The 20,339-nt window shown below is 68.4% G+C and carries 9 protein-coding genes; 3 read left to right on the forward strand and 6 right to left on the reverse strand.

Annotation, left to right across the window (positions count from 1 at the left end; all coding sequences use genetic code 11):
• Positions 1 to 328: 328 nt before the first annotated feature.
• From AOJ26_RS28725 to AOJ26_RS28740, 5 genes are all read right to left on the reverse strand, one after another.
• Positions 329 to 1,585: a hypothetical protein gene (locus AOJ26_RS28725; RefSeq protein WP_053851271.1), complete on the reverse strand. Its 1,257-nt coding sequence runs from the start codon at positions 1,583 to 1,585 to the stop codon at positions 329 to 331.
• A 127-nt stretch (positions 1,586 to 1,712) separates the two neighbouring features.
• On the reverse strand, positions 1,713 to 4,910 hold the full coding sequence (locus AOJ26_RS28730; RefSeq protein ID WP_053851272.1) for a type I restriction endonuclease subunit R: 3,198 nt from the start codon (positions 4,908 to 4,910) through the stop codon (positions 1,713 to 1,715).
• Between the two features lie 2 nt (positions 4,911 to 4,912).
• Positions 4,913 to 6,157 carry a restriction endonuclease subunit S gene (locus AOJ26_RS43015; protein WP_107092851.1) on the reverse strand — a complete coding sequence of 415 codons (1,245 nt, stop codon included), beginning with the start codon at positions 6,155 to 6,157 and terminating at the stop codon, positions 4,913 to 4,915.
• Positions 6,154 to 8,163 carry a type I restriction-modification system subunit M gene (locus AOJ26_RS28735; protein ID WP_053851273.1) on the reverse strand — a complete coding sequence of 670 codons (2,010 nt, stop codon included), beginning with the start codon at positions 8,161 to 8,163 and terminating at the stop codon, positions 6,154 to 6,156. The genes AOJ26_RS43015 and AOJ26_RS28735 overlap by 4 nt, the downstream gene beginning before the upstream one ends.
• Positions 8,164 to 8,253: 90 nt before the next feature.
• The gene (locus AOJ26_RS28740) at positions 8,254 to 10,491 is read right to left on the reverse strand and encodes an N-6 DNA methylase (protein WP_053851274.1); all 2,238 of its coding nucleotides are present in this window, start codon (positions 10,489 to 10,491) and stop codon (positions 8,254 to 8,256) included.
• A gap of 432 nt (positions 10,492 to 10,923) precedes the next feature.
• On the opposite strand from AOJ26_RS28740, the gene AOJ26_RS28745 reads away from it, so the two are divergent.
• The 3 genes from AOJ26_RS28745 (at position 10,924) to AOJ26_RS28755 (ending at position 17,152) form a co-directional block, all read left to right on the forward strand.
• Positions 10,924 to 13,305 (forward strand): AAA family ATPase, encoded by a 2,382-nt coding sequence (locus AOJ26_RS28745; protein ID WP_234358691.1) that lies wholly within the window; start codon positions 10,924 to 10,926, stop codon positions 13,303 to 13,305.
• The gene (locus tag AOJ26_RS28750) at positions 13,305 to 13,673 is read left to right on the forward strand and encodes a hypothetical protein (RefSeq protein ID WP_053851277.1); all 369 of its coding nucleotides are present in this window, start codon (positions 13,305 to 13,307) and stop codon (positions 13,671 to 13,673) included. The genes AOJ26_RS28745 and AOJ26_RS28750 overlap by 1 nt, the downstream gene beginning before the upstream one ends.
• Positions 13,674 to 13,774: 101 nt before the next feature.
• Positions 13,775 to 17,152: a HelD family protein gene (locus tag AOJ26_RS28755; RefSeq protein WP_179200338.1), complete on the forward strand. Its 3,378-nt coding sequence runs from the start codon at positions 13,775 to 13,777 to the stop codon at positions 17,150 to 17,152.
• A gap of 86 nt (positions 17,153 to 17,238) precedes the next feature.
• Here the strand turns inward: AOJ26_RS28755 and AOJ26_RS28760 are convergent, their stop codons facing one another.
• Complete coding sequence (locus AOJ26_RS28760; RefSeq protein ID WP_053851276.1) at positions 17,239 to 19,812, reverse strand: GmrSD restriction endonuclease domain-containing protein; 2,574 nt, start codon at positions 19,810 to 19,812, stop codon at positions 17,239 to 17,241.
• Positions 19,813 to 20,339 lie beyond the last annotated feature (527 nt).

Raw genomic sequence — 20,339 nt, forward strand, 5'->3', positions numbered from 1 at the left:
CATCAAGGACGGCACGTATCCGCCGGGAAGCCGTGTGCCCTCCACCCTGGAAATCGCCCAAGAGTTCGGCGTGGTGAATGCGACAGCGGCGAAGGCGATGCGGCATGTACGGGAGCAGGGGTGGACGGGGACTTTCGTCGCCGACCCCCTGCCGCCCTCCCCTGAGACCCCGGCCTAGCCTGAGCCGCAGCCACCCAGCTGAGCCGTACGTTTTCACGCCCATGGGTGCCCAGCCGTACAGGCGGCTGGGCACCCACATCTTGCGCGAGTGGCAGAGACTTGAGGGAGTAGTCAGGCTGCGCACGTGGCAGAAGGGCGGTGCCCCACCTCAGCCTTCCCTGTCGCGTGTCTCATCGTCCCCGCTCCGACGGCGTCCCAGCTCGGCGATCCCGCTGGAGAGCTTGCCCTTTACCGAGCTGGCCCGGTCCAGGGTCTCGTTGCCGAGGTTTCTGGCGGCGTTCACACCCTTCGCTCCGGTCATGAGTGCCTTGTCCCTCGCCTCTGCGGCCGCGTCCACCCAACGTCTCGCATCCGATGACCGACGACCGGTCTCTATCCCGAGCCGCCCGTGGAAGTCGTCGACGCCGATCGCGACATGGTTGCTCGACTGGACCACAGCCGGGGACTTGGTCGGGTGCAGAAGCACCTTCGCGTTGGCTGTGTCAGCAGCCGCATTCATCCGCGCCACCAGACGCTCGGTGCTCCGCGCAATGAGAACCAGCCGGTTCTGTCGGGCAGCCCGAAGCCCGAGGCGGTGCCGGTCCAGCTCTTCCGGAGCCGCGTCCAGCACTCGGTCGAGTTCGAGTACGGCGATCGCTTCCTGCAGTTGGAAGCAACGGGCCAGAACAGCGAGCCACTCCTGAACCTGGGCCTCTGCTTCAGCGGCCGCAGTCGCGAGATCGCCGATCTTGGACTTGCTCTTGCGCTCCACCTTCTCCGCGAGTGCGTCGAGCTGACGCAAGGCGTACGCCTGGGTGTCTGCGATCGTTGCTGGTGCGGCCTGCACCTTCGACCACGCGACCTCGGAGACCCGGCCCACCTGCTCTCGGATGGACATGGTCTCCTCGATCACGAGGTCCACTCCGATCATGCGGGCCAACACGCCGTCCTTCTGGGCGCGGAGCACGTCGTCGACCTTTTCGTCGATCGTGGCGAGATAGTCGGTGATCTCGTCCATGGTCTGCTGCATCGCGAGCTGCGCCATGATCCCGGCGGCGCCGGCCAGCCGCGCCGGGTTGGTCAGAAACGAGCCGGCCCCCTTCTCGATCTGGAGCCATGACTTGATCGATCCAGGTTTGCCCAGCATCGCGTGGCTGACCCCCGGCGTCTTGCTTTCCATCAGCCCGAACTTCTTGACACGCTGCGCCGACTCCGTGGTCAGCTTCACCCAACGACCGGAGGTGGCGGCAATCTCCGAACCTGCCTGCGTCACTGCAGCCCCGGTACCGAAGACAGACTTGAGTCGCTGCAATCCGAGGTCCTTCGATGTCAGTCCCTCCGACACGAGGAAGCGTTCGACATCCGTCGCACTCCCGATGACCGCCAGCCCATCACCGTCACTGATCAGCTCAATCTCGTAGTCCATCGCCCGCTCCTGAAGTGACTTTTCGCAGTTGAGAGGTAGTGGGGTGCGCATGGCGATCGCCAGGGCAGAGGCCGGTGTTGCCCTCCGAAGGACGCCCTGGCCGGCATGTCCGGCCAGAGCGTGCGCATCAGACGTCGTCGTCGACGCCTTCCTCGCGGCGGATCATCCGCCAGGCCGCCTTGCGGGCGCTGCGGTCCAGGCTGGACTTGAAGCCCTTGTCGGGGCCGAAGTACTGGCGGCCCATGCCCGCGATGGTGTCGATGTGGTCGGCCATCTTGTCCGCGAAGACGTTGTCGAAGACGAGGCCGAAGTTCTCCTCGTCGTTGACGACGGCCGCCGCGCGCACCTTCGGGTCGGCCTTGGCCTCCTCGAACGGGCGGATGACGTCCTGCTCGGTGAACTCGGTGCCGAACCGTTCGTTGAACTTCTCGATCAACTCGGAGAGCAGCGACTTCTCCGCCTCCTTCGCGCCGCCCGAGCCGTCGCCGAAGCCCGGCATCGTCGCCGGCCCCTCGGGGGTGAGGGAGACGTCGTACTCGCCGGTCTTCTCCACCCGCAGATGGCTGAGGTCGACCTCGCCTATGTCCACCCCGCCGTCCGCGCGGCGCGGCAGCCGGTTGAGGAGGTAGCGGCCGTAGAGGTGTAGTCGTTCCAGCTCGGCGTCCCGGTAGGGGACGATCTGCGCGAGGAAGCCGTACTTCCTGACGTAGTCGTTGAGGTCGGCGCGGAAGCCCTCCGCCGTCTCCTGGTCGTCCTCGTCCTCGCTTTCGAGCAGAGCGGTGAAGCGGGCGACGGCGGGGGAGAGCAGCCGGTACAGCTCGGCGTGCAGTTTCTCCCACTTGGACTGCGAGCCCGCCGCCTTCTCCTTGGCGGCGAAGTACGCGGCGGCGAACTCGTCCATCTCCTGCCCGGACAGGATCGCCGCCTGCATGACCCGGCTCTGCGCGGTGTAGAGCAGGTTGGGGTCGGAGGGGAGGGTGTTCGCCTCCTCGAAGTACGGGCGGAAGGACTCCTGTATGTCCTCGGCGTCGTTGACGAAGTCGAGGACCGCCAGGTCGGCCTGGGTCTTGCGCTCGGCGGTGCGGTTAAGCCGGGACAGGGTCTGGACGGCGGAGATGCCGGTCAGCGTCTTGTTGACGTACATCGTCGTCAGCAGCGGCTGGTCGAAGCCGGTCTGGTACTTCTCCGCCACGACCAGGATCTTGTACTCGCGCTGGCCCGGACCGCCGGCTCGGGCGGCCTTGTCGTCGGCGCGCGTGTACGCGAACGCCTTCGGCAGCGCGCTCTCCGACAGCCCGCCGTTCTCCTTCGTCTCGGTGGTCTCCTCGCCGTCGATGGTGAGGGAGCCGGAGAAGGCTACGAGGACACCCAGGTCGGGGTACTTGGTGTCGTAGTCCCGGTCCTTGATGTAGCTCTTGATCGCGCGCGCCATCTGCACGGCGGACTGCCGCGAGGCCGTCACCACCATCGACTTGGCCCGCCCGCCGAGACGGCCCCTGCTGTGCGCCACGAAGTGCTCCACGATCACCTGGGCGTGCTGGGCGACTGTCGAGTCATGGGTCAGCGCGTACCGGGCGAGCAGGCTGTTCGCTTTCGACGGGTCGACCTCCCGCTCGTCCGGGTTCTGGTTCACCAGTTTCCAGTACGTGTTGTATGTGACGTAGTTGCGCAGCGGGTCGAGGATGAAGCCCTCCTCGATCGCCTGCCGCATTGAGTACGTGTGGAAGGGCCGGTAGGTCGCCTTGCCGTCGATGTCCTGGAGCGTGCCGAAGAGTTCGAGGGTCTTGGCCTTCGGGGTGGCGGTGAACGCGAAGTAGGAGAGGTTCGCTGCGCGGGAACGCTGCTCGGCCCGCTTCTTGAGCTGCTCGTCGAGGGTGGCGCCTTCGGCCTTGACCGTGGTCGCACCCGCGTCGTCCGAGTCGGAGTCCAGGCCGAGGTCGCGCAGGGCGGCCCGTACGTCCTTGGCGGCGTCGCCGGACTGCGAGGAGTGTGCCTCATCCACGATGATCGCGAAGTGGCTGCCCCGGATCTCGGTGGGGTTGCGCTCGATGTACGAAATCAGCGCCGGGAACGAGTGCAGGGTGACCGTGACGATCTTCCCGGTGTCGCGGGAGAGGGCCTTGGCGAGCTGCTCGCCCTTCGCCCCGTACTTCTCGTCGATCTTCACGACAAGGCCCGCGGTCTGCTCGAAACTGCCGACCGTCTCCCGGAGTTGCGCGTCCAGGTTGCGACGGTCGGTGATGACGATGACCTTGTCGAAGACCGGCACGCCCGGCTTGAGGCCCTTGGCGATGGCGTCGACGTCGAGTTCGCGGGGGTCGGTGGGGGTGTGCAGGTCGCTGAGGCGGTGGGCCAGCCAGCCGATGGTGTTCGACTTGCCCGAGCCGGCCGACGCCATAACCAGGTAGTCGTGTCCCGCGCCGTGGGTGGCGGCGTGCGCGGTGAGCTTCTTGACCACGTCCCACTGGTGGAACCTGGGGAAGATCATCGTCTTGGTGGTGCCGCCGCCGGGCGTCTTGCTCTTGTGCAGGTGCACGAACCGCTGGAGCAAGTCCAACCAGTTGTCCGGCTGCCAGACCTGCTCCCAGAGGTAGGAGGTCGCGTACGTGCCGTAGGCGGTGGGGGCGGGGTTGCCTGCGCCGCCCGGCTGACCGGGGCCGTTAGAGCCGGTGTTGAAGGGGAGGAAGCGGGTGTTCTTGCCCTTGAGCTGCGTGGCGACGAAGACCAGATCCGGGTCCACGGCGAAGTTCGCGACGACCCGACGCGTGAAGATCAGCTCGGTGGGGTCCCGGTCGGTGCGGTACTGCTCCTTGGCCTGCTCCACCCCCTGCTTGGTCAGCGGGTTCTTCAACTCGGCCGTGGCGACGGGGATTCCGTTGAGGAAGAGGGCGAGGTCGAGCCGGTTGCCCCAGTCGGCCTGCTTGGTCGCGTACTCGAGTTCGCGGACGACGGTGAGGCGATTGGCCCGGTAGCCGTCGAGTACGGAGTCGTGGGCGACGAGGTTGGGCTTGAAGTACGCGACGCGGAACAGGACACCCCGGTCCTTGACACCGTTGCGGAGGACATCGAGGAGCCCGTTCGTGGCGATGGCCTGGTCGAGCCGACTGGCGAACCCGCGCTGGGCCTCGTTGGGGTCGCCGCCGTAGACGGTGAGCAGTTCGTTCCACTCGTCGGGCTGGGTCGCTCCGATGAAGGTGAACAACTCGTTGGTGTCCAGGCCGAGATCGGCCCGATAGTCCTGCGGCCGAGCTTCGCGCCAGCCGCGCTCGACCATGGAGGCGACGATCGCGTCCCCGAAGGCGGACTCCGTGTGGATGGGGCTCATGGCTACGCGGTCACTCCGTCCGTTACGTTGCGGCCGCTGGCGGTGGTTACGTCGAACTGGCCGGTTACGGCGGCGGTGATGAGGGCTTGGCGGCGTTCCGACAGCAGGTCAGCTTGCTTCGCTGTAGCTGCCCGCAGTCTGTCAGCGTGATCCAGTGCGCTACTTACTCGCCCTACGATTTGACGCTGCTTGTCGAGAGGTGGGTAGTAGATGCGCAGCTTCAAACAGTCGTGAACTCGCATGTGGGAGTGCGCAGCACCGTCGCTTGCAAGTTCGAACTGTTGTTTCATGAACGAACTCAGAAAGTTATACAAGAGAAATTCAGGGGCCGTGCGTAGCGGATCCGGGCGGAACAGCATGACCTGTTGTCCAAGGAACACAGGCGCGGCTGATCTGAGGAGTCCAGCTTCCCCGACGGGGGCTTGCCTGGTGAACAGGACATCACCGATCCGAGGGGCGCCGCGGCGATTCCATTTTTTGAACGTCTCTTCCGATACTCGATAAGTGTCGTCGACGTTCACTTGCCCGTCTCGGACGTTAGACGTCCGGAGCATGCGGTATGGAGTCTCACCGGCTTCGATTGGAGCAGTCTTGTTGACGCAGTCCAAGACCAGCTCACATGCGCTGGTCACGGGCGCGACATAGTCGTCGGAAAATGCTCCAAGTTCCGCGTCGATGACGGCCGTGCGGCGAGCCACCGCCAGCTTCCCAGCCTTCCCTGCCAGGCTTTCAATCTGGCCCAGCCGGGCGGTCTCGACGTCCAGGTAGTCGGCTATACGGCGCTGCTCGCTGTATTCAGGTGCCCTAAAATCGATGTTGGCGTAGCGTTCAGCATTGAAATTCTGGATCGTTGAGGCAACCGATTCAGCTCGAATTTTTTCCTGAAACGGCGTACTCCGGGCAATGTAAGCGAGGAACCGAGGGTCTACACCTTGCTGCGGACGAAACCTTACAAGGTAGCCGGCAAATGTTGCACCTTCATCGACAGCACGGACCAGGTAGGACTGCCCAGGAGGAGTGCCGCTACGGGATAGGAGAAGGTCACCCCTTTCGAGCCGGAACCGTTCTTCCGGAGGGTTTGATACGAAGACCCCAGATTCTTCCGGAGTAAGCACACCACTGCTGATGTCCGTCGTGCGCAGCAGGCGCGTTCCCGACTCAGCGTAGTTTTCGGCCGAGATGTTCAGCCCGTACTGGCCGGCATCTACGCAGAGGTTCTTCAGGCGAACTTGGTTCCAGAGAGTCACCCCGTCACCTCACCCAGCAGCGCCTGAATTTCCGCCTCCAGCGACTTCAACTCCGCGTCGATCTCCGCCAGCGGTCTCGGTGGCTTGTACACGTAGAAGTGCCGCGTGAACGGGATCTCGTAGCCGATCTTCGTTTTCGTGTGGTCGATCCACGCGTCCGGGACGTGGGGCAGCACCTCGCGCTTGAGGTAGTCCTCGACGTCCTCCCCCAGTGGCACGTTCTCGTAGTCCCGCAGGTCCGCATCCGGTTCCGGCGTGCCCTTGATCTTCTGGACCTCGCCCTCCGGATCCCGGACGCCGATCGTCTCCCGTACGGCCTTCGCGAATGGCGCTCCCGACGGCCACGTCAGCCCGGCCGCGACCACCGCGTCCTTGAGCGCGATGAACGCCTCGGACTTCGTCGCCCAGGACGAGCCGAGCAACGTACGCACCGCCGCGACGAACTCCTCGCTCCGCTCCAGCCTCGCCACCGGCTTGGCCTCAGCCAGCGCCGCCAACGTCTCCTCAGTCACCTCAAAGCGCAGCTTCAGCGGGCGTTCGACGGTGATGCGCTGGTAGCCGAAGTCCTCGTTCGCGAAGAGCTTGACCTTGCCGTGCAGCGGGTGCTCGGGGTCCTTGGCAACCTGGACGGCCTCCGCGTACAGCCGCGTGATGTCACCGATGTGGTCGGGGCGGCCGTTCGTCCCGTCGCCCAGCTCCTTGCGCTTGTCGCCGAGGGACTTGCGCATCTTCACCCACTGGTCGCGTGCGTCGAGCAGGACGACCTTGCCCTTGTGGTCCTTGTCCTTGCGATTCGTCAGGATCCAGAAGTAAGTCGAGATACCGGTGTTGTAGAAGAGCTGGTCCGGGAGGGCGACGATCGCCTCCAGCCAGTCGTTCTCCAGGATCCAGCGGCGGATGTTGGACTCGCCCGACTCGGCCGCGCCCGTGAACAGCGGGGAGCCGTTGAAGACGATGGCGATGCGGGAGCCGCCCCCGCCGTTCACGTCCACCGGCTTCATCTTCGAGATCATGTGCTGGAGGAAGAGCAACGAGCCGTCGTTGATGCGCGGCAGGCCCGCGCCGAAGCGGCCGGCGTCGCCGAGCGACTTGTGCTCGTACTCGACCTCCTCCTTGACCTTCTTCCACTCCACGCCGAACGGCGGGTTGGCGAGGATGTAGTCGAACTTACGGCGGGCGTGGCCGTCGTCGGAGAAGGAGTTGCCGAAGCGGATGTTCTCCGGGTCCTGGCCCTTGATCATGAGGTCGGACCGGCAGATCGCCCAGGACTCGGGGTTGAGTTCCTGCCCGTACACCTCGACCGTGGCGTCCGGGTTGAGGGCCTTGATGCGGTCGTCGGCGGCGCTGAGCATGCCGCCCGTGCCGCAGGCCGGGTCCATGACCGTGCGGACGACACCCGGCACGGTGAGGGCGTCCGCGTCGGGCGCCACCAGCAGGTTCACCATCAGTTTGATGACTTCGCGCGGGGTGAAGTGCTCACCCGCGGTCTCGTTCGACTGCTCGGCGAAGCGGCGGATCAACTCCTCGAAGATGTAGCCCATGTTGTGGTTGGGCACGACGTCGGGGTGCAGGTCGAGGTCGGTGAACCTGCCGATGACCTGGTAGAGCAGGTTCGCGCCGTCGAGCTTCCTGACCTGCTGGTTGAACTCGTACTTGTCGAGGACCTCGCGGGCGTTGTCGGAGAAGGCGCCGACGTAGATCTGCAGGTTCTTCGCCGCGTTCTGCGGGTCGGCCGCGATCTTCCGCAGCGTGAGGTCGCTCTTGTTGTAGAAGGAGTGGCCCGAAGCCCTGCGCAGGAAGTGGCCGGTGTCGATGTCCTGGCCCGCGAACCTGGCGACGGTCTCGACGACCTTGTCGCGCGTCGGTTCCAGGACGCACTCCAGGCGGCGCAGCACGGTGAACGGCAGGATGACCTTGCCGTAGTCGGACTGCTTGTAGTCGCCGCGCAGGAGGTCGGCGACGGACCAGGCGTGGTTCGCCAGCTCCGTGTGCTTGCTGCTGTTCAAGAGGTCCCGGCTTCCTTCCGAAGAGCGCCGTCCGGGCGTGGGACGGCAGGGATCCAGTGTGGTCGTACGCGGTGGGACGCGTGGGGCGTTTCAGACAGAACGGCTGTCCGGGGCGCCCGACGTGTTCGGGCTGCCCGGGGTGTCCGGTGGCAGGAGTACGCCGGCGGTGAGGCCGGTGGTCAGGGTGGCCGCGGTGTCGGCGGCGAGGTCGGCGGTTCGGCGGACGGCCGCGCGCAGCTCGTACACACGGCGGAACGCCTCCCCGTAGCGCCGCTGTTCCTCCAGCGGCAGCAGCGGTACGCGCAGGCGGCCCGGTGTGACGTGCACGAGGGTGGAGCCGGTGGACGCGGAGGCGATGTTGTCGTCGGCACCGAGGAACCCGGCCAGGAACCACGGGTCGAGGCGGGCCAGATCGGGGCGCAGGAGGTGGATGTGCTGACCGAGCAGCGCTCCGGCGTCCCGGTCGTCCGCGACCCGGGTCATCGCGGACTCGTTGCCGCTGCCCGCGACGGCGCGTACCAGGACGTCCCCAGCGGCGACGGGCTGCGCGGCGTCGGCGTGGAGGTCCACGGCCCCGCCGGACGGGGGGGTGCCGGTGGAGACGTCCTGGGCGGTGAGAACCGGCCGGTCGACGGCGGGGGCGGCGGAGCCCTTGGAGCCGCGGGTGCCGGGCGGCGCCGCCCGCAGCACGGTCAGGGCGCCGCCGCGAGCCAGGTCGGAGACGGTCGCCGTACGCCACTCGCGGGCCGAGTCCCCGGACGGCTGCCAGCCGCCGGACGCGGAGGCGGATGCCAGGGCGGCGACCTGCTCGGCCAGTTGGTCGTGCAGATCGTGGACGCGCCGGGCCAGGGCCGCCGGGTCGATGTCGGCCGCGGTCGCCCGGACATGGCGGGCCGGGGTGACGTCGACGACGTCGTCGAGGAGGTCGACGACCGGCACCGCGCGGGCGACGCCGGGCTCGTCGGCGTAGGCGTCGGGGGCCGTGGTGAACGCGGCCCACTGACCCAGGACCCGCTCCGACAGCCCCTCCCAGTCGAAGGCGGTGGCGGAGACCGAAGAGGTTGGGGCGGAGGCCGCGGAGGCGGAAGAGCCTGACCGGCGGGAGCGCGAGCCGCCGCGGGAGCCGGCACCCGCCGTCGCCGTACCGGTGGCGGACGACGTTCCCGTGGCGCCGTCCCGCTGCTCGCCCTCCCCGTCGACGAACAGCACCGTCGTACGGTCCGTGCCGCCCGGCTCGGGGCGTTGGAACACCCAGATCTGCAGGCCGATGTGGAGCGGATACGCGGCACGTGCCGGAAGCGATACGACGGCGCGCAGGGCCCCGCCGCGGATGAGTTCCGCGCGGACGCGGCGGCCGGAGGAGCGGAAGGCGAGCGCGGGAGGCAGCAGCATGACGGCGTGGCCGCCCGGCTCCAGGTGCGCGAGAGCGTGCTGCACCCAGGCCAGTTCGGACTCGAAGCGGGGCGGGACCCCGTACGCCCACCTCGGGTCGTAGGCCAGTTCGTCGTGACCCCAGTCGCGGTCGGCGAACGGCGGGTTGCACAGGACGGCGTCCACGGTGACGTCGGGGAAGGCGTCGGCGCGCAGGCTGTCGCCGACGCGGATCGCCGTCTCTGCCTCGGGTGCGGCGATCAGCAGCCGGACCGCGGTGCGTTGGCCCTGGACGGGGAGCGAGTCCTGCCCGAACAGCTCCCGCGCGCCCTGCCGTGCGGCGGCGGCGAGGAGCGTTCCGCTGCCGCAGGCGGGGTCGAGGACGCGGGACACGTCGGCGGGCAGGAGCCGTGCCATGAGCCGCGCCAGGCCCTCCGGGGTCTGGTACACGCCGGAGGCGGCGCCCTCGTCCAGCTCGCGTTCGGCGAGGACATCGAGGGCGGCCTGGGCCCCCGCCTCACGGACGCAGCCCAGCAGCGCGCGGACCGCGCCCGCGTCGTCCGAGCCGTAGTGGACCGGCTCGGCCTCGGGCACGGTGGTCGGGAGCTCGCCCGCCGCCTTCTCCGCTCGGGCGAGCAGCTGGTCGTCGGGCACGGCGGCGAGTTCGGCCAGCTGGTCCGGCGTGCGGCGGGACGCGGCAGCCACCAGGGGGAACAGCCGCGCGGCCAGACCCGAGCCGGGTCCCAGCAGCCGTAGCGCCGTACGCAGCTCCTCGGTCGGCGAGGCGGCGGAGGTGTGCCCGCGTCCCCGCAGCCATGCCTGGACGGCCGGCAGGTCGTAGAGCGGGCTGGATTCCGTGCCTGCGCTGGGTGCCGGGAAGTCGTCGTGGCGGCGGCGCCAGTTGCTGACGGTGGCGCGTGTGACCCCTGCGATGCGGGAGATCTCGGCGGCTGTCACGTGTGCGGAGGGCGCCGGTCGGGCTGGTGGCTGGGGCATGGCGTGGAGTTCCGCACCTCTCGGGCCAGTCGGACTGGGACGGTTAACACCTTACAATAGCGGTCAAGTTCGTCGAGTTGTTTGACAGCGCTTTCACTGTCATGCTTATCTGGCTTCGCTTCCGAATGGAAGCATGCGCCGAGACTTGGCAACCGCACCGTGAAGCGTCCTGGCGCCGTACCGCGCCACGCATCCGATCTCTCCCGGTCCCTTTCGTCGCAACGCCATACCGGGGCCGTCCACTTTGCGTCCATTCCGCACCGCCGTCGCCACCCACCGCACACACGGGAGGAACCCGCATGACAGTGACGGAACAGCCCCGGCAGAACGCACACCACCCCACCGACCCCGCCCGTCCGGCCCCGTCCGGCCCCGTCCGACCAGCCTGTGCCCGTGGCCGGTCTGGTGCAGGCCCGCCTGGCGGAGGAGGCGCTCACCGAGCCCGTGAAGGTGCTCCTGAAGAAGGCCTTGGGCGACGGCGAGCCCCGGGGGACCTCCCCCGTCGGCCGGATCTACCTCGAGTCCGTTGCCGTCGCCCGGTTCCGTGGCATCGGACCGCGCGCCTGGCTCAAGCTCAGCCCCAGACCCGGTGTGAATTTGGTCGTGGGTCGCAACGGCTCCGGCAAGTCCAGCATCGCCGAGGCCATCGAGACAGCCTTCACCGGCGTGAACCTGCGCTGGCAGGGGCAGCACGCGATGCGCAGCAGCAATTGGCGCAACCTCCACGACACTGACGGCAGGCCGGAGATCGAGGTCAAGCTCGCCATCGAGGGCGACACCGGCCGCAGCACCCTCACCCGCACCTGGGAGGGCGACGACTACGACACCTCCCACGCCGAGCTCAGGCGCCCCGGGCACGGCCGCGCGCCCCTCGACCAGGCGGACTGGAAGCAGGCCCTGCGGGACTTCCGACCCTTCCTGTCGTACGTCGACCTCGACCGCATGATCAGTGGCAAGCCCTCCGAGATGTACGACGCCATCGCCACCATCCTCGGCCTGGGGCAGCTCAACGCCGCCGACGGCAGGCTGCGCCAGGAGGCCAAGGCGCTCGAAGAGGCGGACAAGGCGGCGAAGGCGGAGCTGCCGGGTCTCAAGGAGGCGCTGTACGAGTTGGAGGACGACGAGCGCGCGGTGCAGGCACTTGTTGCCGTCGACACGACGGGAACGCCCGACTTCGCGACCGTTGAAGCCCTTGTCGCCGGTCTGCCCGCCGACGGGGACGATGGTCTGCTTGCCCGGCTGCGCGCCGAGGCAGAGGCGCAGGGACCCGAGATGGCGCAGGTCCACGCGGCCCTGGGCCGCCTGCGCAATGCCCTCGCCGATGCCGAGGACCTGCGCGGCACCGGCGCCGAGGACGCCCTGGGGCGTGCGGAACTCCTCGAACGGGCTGTGGCGCACCACGACCGTCACCCCGACGCGGCCGCCTGCCCCGTGTGCGGGACCGACGGGATGCTGGACCCGGCATGGGCCGCGGACGCCATCGCCCAGATCGCCACACTGCGGCAGGAGGCGGAGGCAGCCGCGGGCGCGCGCAGCGAACTCCGGTCGGCCGTGCGGGCCGTACAGGACCTCGTCCACACGCCCCGACAGATCCCCGCCGCCCTGGCCGACCCGTGGCGCGCCTGGACCGCCTGCCGGACGATCAGTGATCCCGGCGAGCTCGCCCAGCGCGCCCACGAGGCCGCCGCGCCCCTGGCCGATGCCTGCGCCGCGGTCAAGGAGAACGCCGTCAGGGAACTGGAGAAGCGGGACGAACGCTGGCGCGGGCTCGTCACCCGCCTGGCGGGCTGGGCGGAGAGGGCCCGTGCCGTGGAGGCCAACAAGCCCCGGCTGCGGGACATCAGGAAGGCGAGCACCTGGATCAAGGCGCTGGCCGCCGAGTTGCGGGCACAGCGGATGGAAGGCTTCGCCGACCAGTCGCAGCGCATCTGGGAGCGACTCCGCCAGGAGAGCAACATCGACCTCAAGGCCGTGAGCCTGAAGGGCAGCGAGAAGGCCAACGTCCGCAAGCTCGTCATGGACGTCACCGTCGACGGCCATGAGGCCTCGGCTCTCAGCGTCATGAGTCAGGGCGAGCAGCACTCTCTCGCGCTTTCCCTGTTCCTGCCTCGGGCCGCCACCGCCGATAGCCCCTTCGGCTTCATCGTCATCGACGACCCCGTGCAGTCCATGGACCCCGCCAAGGTCAACGGACTCGCCCAGGTCCTGCACGAGCTCGGCGAGCACCGGCAGGTCGTCGTGTTCACCCACGACACCCGGCTCCAGCGGGCGTTCACCAGTCAGGGTCTGCCCGTGACGGTGTTCGAAGTCGAGCGGGCCAAGTCGTCCAAGGTGAAGGTCAAGCCGGTGACCGACCCGGTACGGCAGGCACTCGACGACGCGCGGGCCCTCGCAAGTACCGGTGACCTGCCGTCGGCGGCACGGACCCACGTGCTGCCCAGCCTGTGCCGTATCGCCCTGGAGAACGCCTTCCTCGAAGCCGCCTGGATCCGGCACCACCGCTCCGGCGCGCCCGAGGACGAGCTGCAGGCCGCCGTCGGCAGCGCCGACAAGCTCATGAAGGTCGCGGCGCTGGCCCTGTTCGGCGACGCCTGCCGGACCGGCGAGGTCTACCGGGAACTGCTCACCCTTTGCGGACCGCGTGCGGTGGACCTCCTCAAGGAGTGCCAGAACGGCGCCCACGCCACGGGAGCGCAGATCGCCGACCCCCACCGCTTCGTGGACGACATCGAGATCATGGCGCAGAAGGTGCGCAAGCCGGGGGTGACCGCGTGATGAGCACTCCCACCACCTTGGTCGAGGAGCTCCTGCTGACGGCGGATCAGCTGCTTGCCGCACGTACGGGCGCCACGGCCGCCGGTCGGCACCGCGGAGCCTCCCTAGCTCTGCGGACCGCCCTGGAGCTCTCCATCGACCGCGTGCTCGACGCCGCGGTGCCAGGGCTAGCCGACACCACGATGCGGGCCAAGATGCTGTGCCTCCACTGCTACACCGCGGCGGAGACCGCTCGCCGCACCAACGCTGTCTGGTCGCACCTCTGCCTGGGATGCCACTACCACCAGTACGAGATCGGCCCCACGAACGACCAGGTACGCGCCTGGCGGACGGAGGTCGGCGAGCTGGTCGGGACGTTGACCATCTGACTGTTTGTTACCAGCAGATCTCTGATAGTTATTTCGACGGGGCCGGGCGTATGCCCGTCGCAGCGTCCTCTGGGGTGCTGCAAGGGGGAGGGGACATGTACATGGGCACCACCACGCGCGAAGAGATCATCGCCCTCGAGCAGAAGGCGGTGGATCGCGCCTACGACTGCTATGCCGCGCGGCTGGCCGAACTGACCGGGGGCTCGGTTGCCAGGGCCTCCGCTAGCGGCAAGGACAGCGTCGCCAACCGGATCGTGGCCGAAGAGCGGGTCGCGGCATACGACGGACTCGGCAACGAGTCGCTGGTCATCAGCCGCGTCGACGCACCGGGCGAGGACGAGCCCGGCAACGGGCCCAAGACCTGGTACGTCGGCAGACGTGCCGTTTCCGACGTCCGTACCCGCGACACCGTCGTCGTACTGTGGACCAGTCGGCAGGCCAAGAAGTGGTTCGAGGCGCTGCCCGAGGCCCCGGGCGAGGTGCTTCTGCGGCGGCAACTGCGCTGTGTACAGCGTGTCGTCGAGGACTACTTCGACGAGATCACTGCCGCCGCTCCCGTCCCGCAGCCACGGCAGCGGGAGGCCCAGCCCGCGGAGCCGGCCACCGTCACGCAGAAGGAGGGAGCACCGAGCCCGCCCGTCCCAACGCCCGCCGACATCACCCGCCTCCAGCGCCAGAAGCCGCTGCAGCCCGACGACTTCCTCCTCCGCGAGCTTCAGCGCCCTCGCCGCGGCAGCATGCGGGACATTGTCGAGACCATCCGCCGCGACCAGATGGCTCTGGTCACCGGCTCGCCCTCGGACATCCTCGTCGTGCAGGGCGGCCCGGGTACCGGCAAGTCGGCGGTTGGCCTGCACCGCGTGACCTGGCTCGTCAACAACGGGCACTTCAAAGCCCAGGACGTCCTCGTCGTCGGCCCCCATCAGCGGTTCCTGGACTACGTGAGCCAGGTGCTGCCCACGCTCGGCACCCGTAACGTCAACGCCGTGCAGGTGACCCGTCTGTGGGACGGCGAGGTCCTCGGCACCGACACCCCCACGGCGCGGATGGTGAAGTCCGATGAACGCATGGCGGCCGTCCTGCGGCGGCGCGTCGAGATCGAATGCCGTCTTGAGGCCGTCGACGAGTTCACCACCACTGCCTCTTACGAGGGGGCCAAGCCGGAGCTGACCGTCACCGTCGGCAGCACGACCCTGCGCGTCCCGCGCTCCGAAATGCTTTCGCTCCTCGAAGACGTGCGCCAAGGCGACGGCTCCTACCGTGAGCGCCGCGACCGCTTCCGCGGGCTGCTCGTCGACCGCCTGCTGCGGGAACTCGTCGCCGTCGCCCCTCGCCGCAGCCGCGACGACACGATCCGCCGCGACCTGGAACGCAACCGTCAGGTGGAGCGCCTCATCGAACGCGTCTGGCCTTCGCCCGGCGCCAGGGAAGCCCTCCGTACCCTCTACGACTCCGAAGACCTCCTGCGCACCTGCGCCGAGGGCATTCTCGACGCCTCAGAGCAGGCCGCTCTGCGCCGTCCTCGGGCCGACACGGCCGACGCCGATCCCTGGACGCTCGACGACCGGGTCTGCCTTGAAGAACTGCGGTATCTCATCACCGGGGAGACCCCGCAGCGGTACGGGCACATCGTGGTCGACGAGGCACAGGACCTGACACCCATGCAGGCCCGCTCCCTGCGCCGGCGCTCCGCCACGCAAGGCTCGATGACCATCCTGGGCGACCTCGCCCAGGCCACCGGCCCCCACACCCACACCGACTGGGACCGCCTCGGCACTCTCCTGTCCGACCACGGCGACTGGCGCGTGGCCGAGCTGAACACCAGCTACCGCGTGCCCGCCGAAATCATGGAGTTCGTCGCCCCGCTGGCCCGTACCGTCGCCCCCACGCTGCCGTACCCGCAGGCCGTGCGTGCGGCGGGAGAGGACGCCGTACGGACGGTCGCGACGGAGCCGTGGAAGCTCCTCGACGACACCGTGGCGGAAGCCACCCGCCTCATCGGCACCAGCGACGGACAGACCCTGCGCTCCGTGGCGGTCATCGTTCCCGACGACTCCGGCTGGCTCGACGAGATCAGCCGCCAGCTGGACCTGGCCGAGGGCATCACCGAGCAGGGACGCGAGGCGGTGTCCGTGCTGGCTGCCGCCCAGGCCAAGGGCATGGAGTACGACCACGTCCTCGTCGTCGAACCCGCCACCATCGCCGACCGGGGCCCGGCCGGCCTGCGCCAGCTGTACGTCGCGCTCACCCGCAGCACCCAGAGCTTGACCGTCCTGCACACGTCCCCGCTCCCGGAGGCACTCACGAGCACCGACGGCGGCGGTACCGAACCAGCACCCACCGAAGGCAAACCGGGCATGGCGGACGGTAAAATCCCCGAGATCGGCACGAACGTCCGAGTCCGTGTGATCGGCCGGGCACCCGGCGGCCGGTACAAGGCCAAGGCCCTGTCTCCCAGGATCAACGTCCCTCTGGTCCTGACCGTCCGCCACGGCTCGGTGCCCCCGCGCCCCGGCGACGAACTGGACTGCTGGGTGTTCGCCCACGAGACGAACCACTGCCTGCTCACCGCGGACCAGCGCGGTCGCCAACCCATCTCGCCGAGAATGGCGGAACGCTACCTGGCGGCGCTCAGCGTTCTCGACGAACTGACCAACGGTGCCGGAACCGTTCCGGAGAACGCCCGTGATCGTCTGTCCGAGCTCAAGGGCATGGCCAACCGCGTCCTCCGCCGCGATCAGCCGGACTGGGTGGACGTCCGTCGCGTGCTCGGATCCCCGGACAAGCACCGCCTCAGCCTCCTGCGCGACCTCGCGGCGCACACCAATCGCATGCTCAAGGACGGCGACCTGGAGGTGAACGGTCTCCAGACGGACCTGGCACGCGCCGGCTGGATCCAGGCCCTGCATGAAGCCCGGGAGGCGCTCCACCGCCGGGTCGCCACGGGCGAACCCGCAACAGACGACGCACCCGCCACCGCTGAACAGCAGTCCGAGCAAAAGGAAACCGAGTCCGTGACCCCCGCCGAAGACCTGCCCGCCACGCCCGCACCAGCGCCAGCGCAGGGGCTCCTGCACTCGCTCGAGAGTGCGGCGACCGCCGACCGTACGTGCAGAAAGCACGAGGCGGTGCGGCATGCTCTCAAGGCCGCCCTATTCTGGGAGGATCTGCAGCCGACTGACTCACCGGTCATTGACGTCAGCCGTATCGCGGACGACGGCCACTTCCTCTACGAGGTTCTCGGTGCCGGCCGCTCCACCTACGCCGACCTCCGCGCGGGAGCCACGCGCCTCCTGGAGATCAACCACACCCTGCCCGCTCCTGCCGACCGTCTCTACCTGGTGCTCTCTGAAGCGCCCGCCGAGGACTGGTCAGCTGACACCGTGTTCGGTGTCTTCGGGGTTCAGGTCCTGTGGCGCACCCCCGACAGTTGGGGTGGCCACGACGCGGAAACCGCCCTGGGCTCCGGAGAAGCGTAACCACTTTCGACAGAAACGGGATTCTTCCGTGCTCGCTCGGGCGCTCCTTGGGTGCCTGAAGTGGATCAGAAGCGGTGCTCGTGCCCTCAGGCCGTGCCCCGCTCTTCCCAGCGGCCCCGGAACCACGCCAGTGTCTCGGCGAGCAGTTCGCGGTTGCGGCCCTTCTCCAGTACCGACAGGCGGAAGTTGGGGCGCAGTTCCAGCTTGCCCTCCGGGATGTCCACGCCGTCCATTTCGTTCAGTCGGGCGAGGAGTTCGGCGCGCAGTGCCCGGTCGGTGAACGGTTCGCGTGCGGCCAGGTGCTGGAAGACGACCTCCGCGGTGCCGCCCCGCCCACCGCCCGGGTAGAGCGTCAGCGGCCAGATACCGCGGCCCGGCGCGCCAGCCTCTCCGAGCATGAAGAACGCGCTCGTCGTGACCTGGCCCGCTCCGTGCCCGATCCAGCCGCCGAGCGTCTCCCAACGGGCGAAGAGCGCGCGTACCGCCTCGACGGTCTCAGGGGAGTCGTCAGCCGCGAGCTGGCGGAAGAACCGGTCGGCGCGCGTTTCCTCGCCCTGGCTGCCGCCCTGCATCCGCTGAGCGGTGTCCTCGCCCTCGGCCCGGTCGTCGTCCTCAGTGACCAGGAGTGCGAGGTCGTCGGCGTTGAGGCGCTGGACCGGATCGGCGGCTCCAGTCACCGTGAAACGGATACCGTCGGCCGACAGCAGGGAACGGACGTCGCCGCCCTCGTCCTCAGATGTCCAGCGGAATCCCTCGGAAACCCTGCCCTCGGAGGTGAGGACCCGGTACGCGTTGGCCACCCCCGGTGTTCCCGCAAGGTGGTTGCCCACAGCTTGGGCTCCGGAGCCGAGGAACGCGGCGAGATCTCCGTACGATGTCCATGTGCCGTGGGGGAGTGCCGCGAGTACCTGGTGCGCCAGGTGCCAGTCCCGGCTGCGCTCCGCGCGGCCGACTCCGCGTAGAGGAGCCGGCCACAACGCCACGGCACGGTCTGCGAGTTCGTCGGCACGGGCGGCGATCTCCTTCGCGCCCCACCGTTCAGTGGCGGCAATGCGGCGATTCATCTCCAGGTGGCTGCCTTGGAGCAGACCCTGTTTGCGCTCGAAGGGGTGGTTGGACAGCTCCGAGTTGACTGCGGTGAGCGTCAGGTTGCCGAGGGTGTGCTGCAGCCGGGAGTGCAGGTCCTCCACTCGCTCTCCGTCGGCCACATCCTCGCTCAGCATCCGGAGCCACTCGTCGCCGGGCGACTGCGGCATGACGTGCTCGATGGTGAGCTGCGCGGCGACGAAGTCCACCGGTTCCGGATGCTCGTAGCTCTCCTCCAGCCGCTGTAGCACCATCCTGCGCTGCTGTGGCCGTCCGAACTGGTAGAAGGGCGCCTTCCGGATCTTCTCGCGCAGTTCTTCGTCGGTGGGCCAGAACCGGTTGTCGGCGGAGAGCAACTGGTGCAGTCCGTCGGCGACGGGCACGTCGAGAGGGAGCTGCCCGGGTACGGCCTGGAAGATCCTGTTGAGGTTGTTGGGCGGCACCCGGCAGATCATCCGACGTACCAAGAAGCTCTCGATGTACGACATGGCACGGGCTGTGCCCGAGGAGTCGAGGATCCCCCGCTCGCGCCGGTCGAGCAACAGCATCAGCGCGGGATAGGTGACCTGGGCCTGCCAGGCGTCCAGACGGTGCAAATGGGCGCGGACCGAAGCGTCCGGCTCCTCCTCGGGGTGCAGCAGGCGGCGGAAGAGGGCAGCACTGCGGTGCAACTCCCTGATGTAGGCCTCGATGTCCTGCTCAGTCGCCTTCCCGTGCTCGAAGCGCTGCTGCTGAGCTGCGTAGAGGTCCTGGCGGCGGACCCGGTCATCGCCGTCGAGGACCAGTTGCAGCCACATGAGCTGCTCGAGCTCTTCGTTGCTCAAGCTGTCCTGCAGCGGCAGCCAGTAGGCCTCGTAGACCTGCTCACCGCGAGTGGGCAGCTTCATGAACAAGTAGTTGCGCAGCAGGTCCGCCTGGCTGAGCTTGAGTCCTGTGTTGTTCAAAGACTCGAAGATGCGGTGCACGTTGTCGCCGCGCTCGGCGGTCACCGCAACCAGCGTCAGCCGGGAGGTGATGGCCTGCTCGATGCGGAACACGTCCTGCGGGGCGGCGGGATCGGCCGCCTCGACCAGCTTGCGGCGGAAGAAGGTGTAGGCAGCCGCGACACCGCCGCCGACGGCCTGGTCCGTGAGCGGGCCGCGGACGTGGGCGGCGAACTGCGACCGGTCCGCCTGGGTGGGCAGCAGCCGGAGGTGGTCACTGCCGTTCTGCCACTTGTTGACCAGGTATTGCTCGTCGATGCGCTCGGCGTCACGCGGCTGGGCGTCCCTGATGTGATCGCGGATCGCGGCCAGGGCGAGGGAGAGTGTGGTCAGCCTCTGCTGGCCGTCGACGACAAGCCAGCGAGCGAACGTCACATCGTTCTGCGGCGACGGCGCGAGGACGACGGACCCCAGGAAGTGCGTGTTCGCCTTCTCACCGCGCTCGATCAACTCTGCCTGCTCCAGGATGTCGCTCCACAGCTGTCTGAGCTGCTTCTCGGTCCAGGAGTACGTTCGCTGGTAGAGCGGCACCTGGAACTGCTGGGCCCTCCCCTGCACGAGATCGGCGAACAACGTCTCTTTGGCCTGCAACCTGGCCCCCCTTGGCAGTTGATGGCGCCGTGACACGTGGGAACGACCATAGGGCCTCTAGCTGACAGTCACGGCAATACTGCAGGTCGGCCAGATCGGTGAGTGTTCGAGTGGTGGTTGTAGTCGTAGGACGCACCGTGGGCGGATCCGGACCACGGCCTGGGCGAGTGAGCTGGAGGAGGCCTGGCGGTCCTGCATGTTGGCGCCCGAGATGTGACGGGCAAGGGCAGACGACTGGTCTGCTCGGTGAGCTCACGCAGCTCCCAGGAGTGGCCGCCGTTTCGTCCCGCCGGTCCCGATATGTGATCGTCCCGAAGCTGCGACAGATCGCCTCACCACCCTCGCATGAGGGCCCCGGATCCGGCCGTCCCCCGACGGATCCGGGGCCCGCCCACGCCCTGACCAGGCACGGCACCGCACGCTCACTCCACGACCGCCATCGCCCGGTCCGTCCCGTCGAGCCACCTGCCCCCGTCCTCCGTGCACGTCACGACATCCGCGATCCGCACCCCGAACCGCCCCGCCAC

The organism is Streptomyces sp. NRRL B-24085, from assembly GCF_001282115.1.
Lineage (GTDB): Bacteria > Actinomycetota > Actinomycetes > Streptomycetales > Streptomycetaceae > Streptomyces.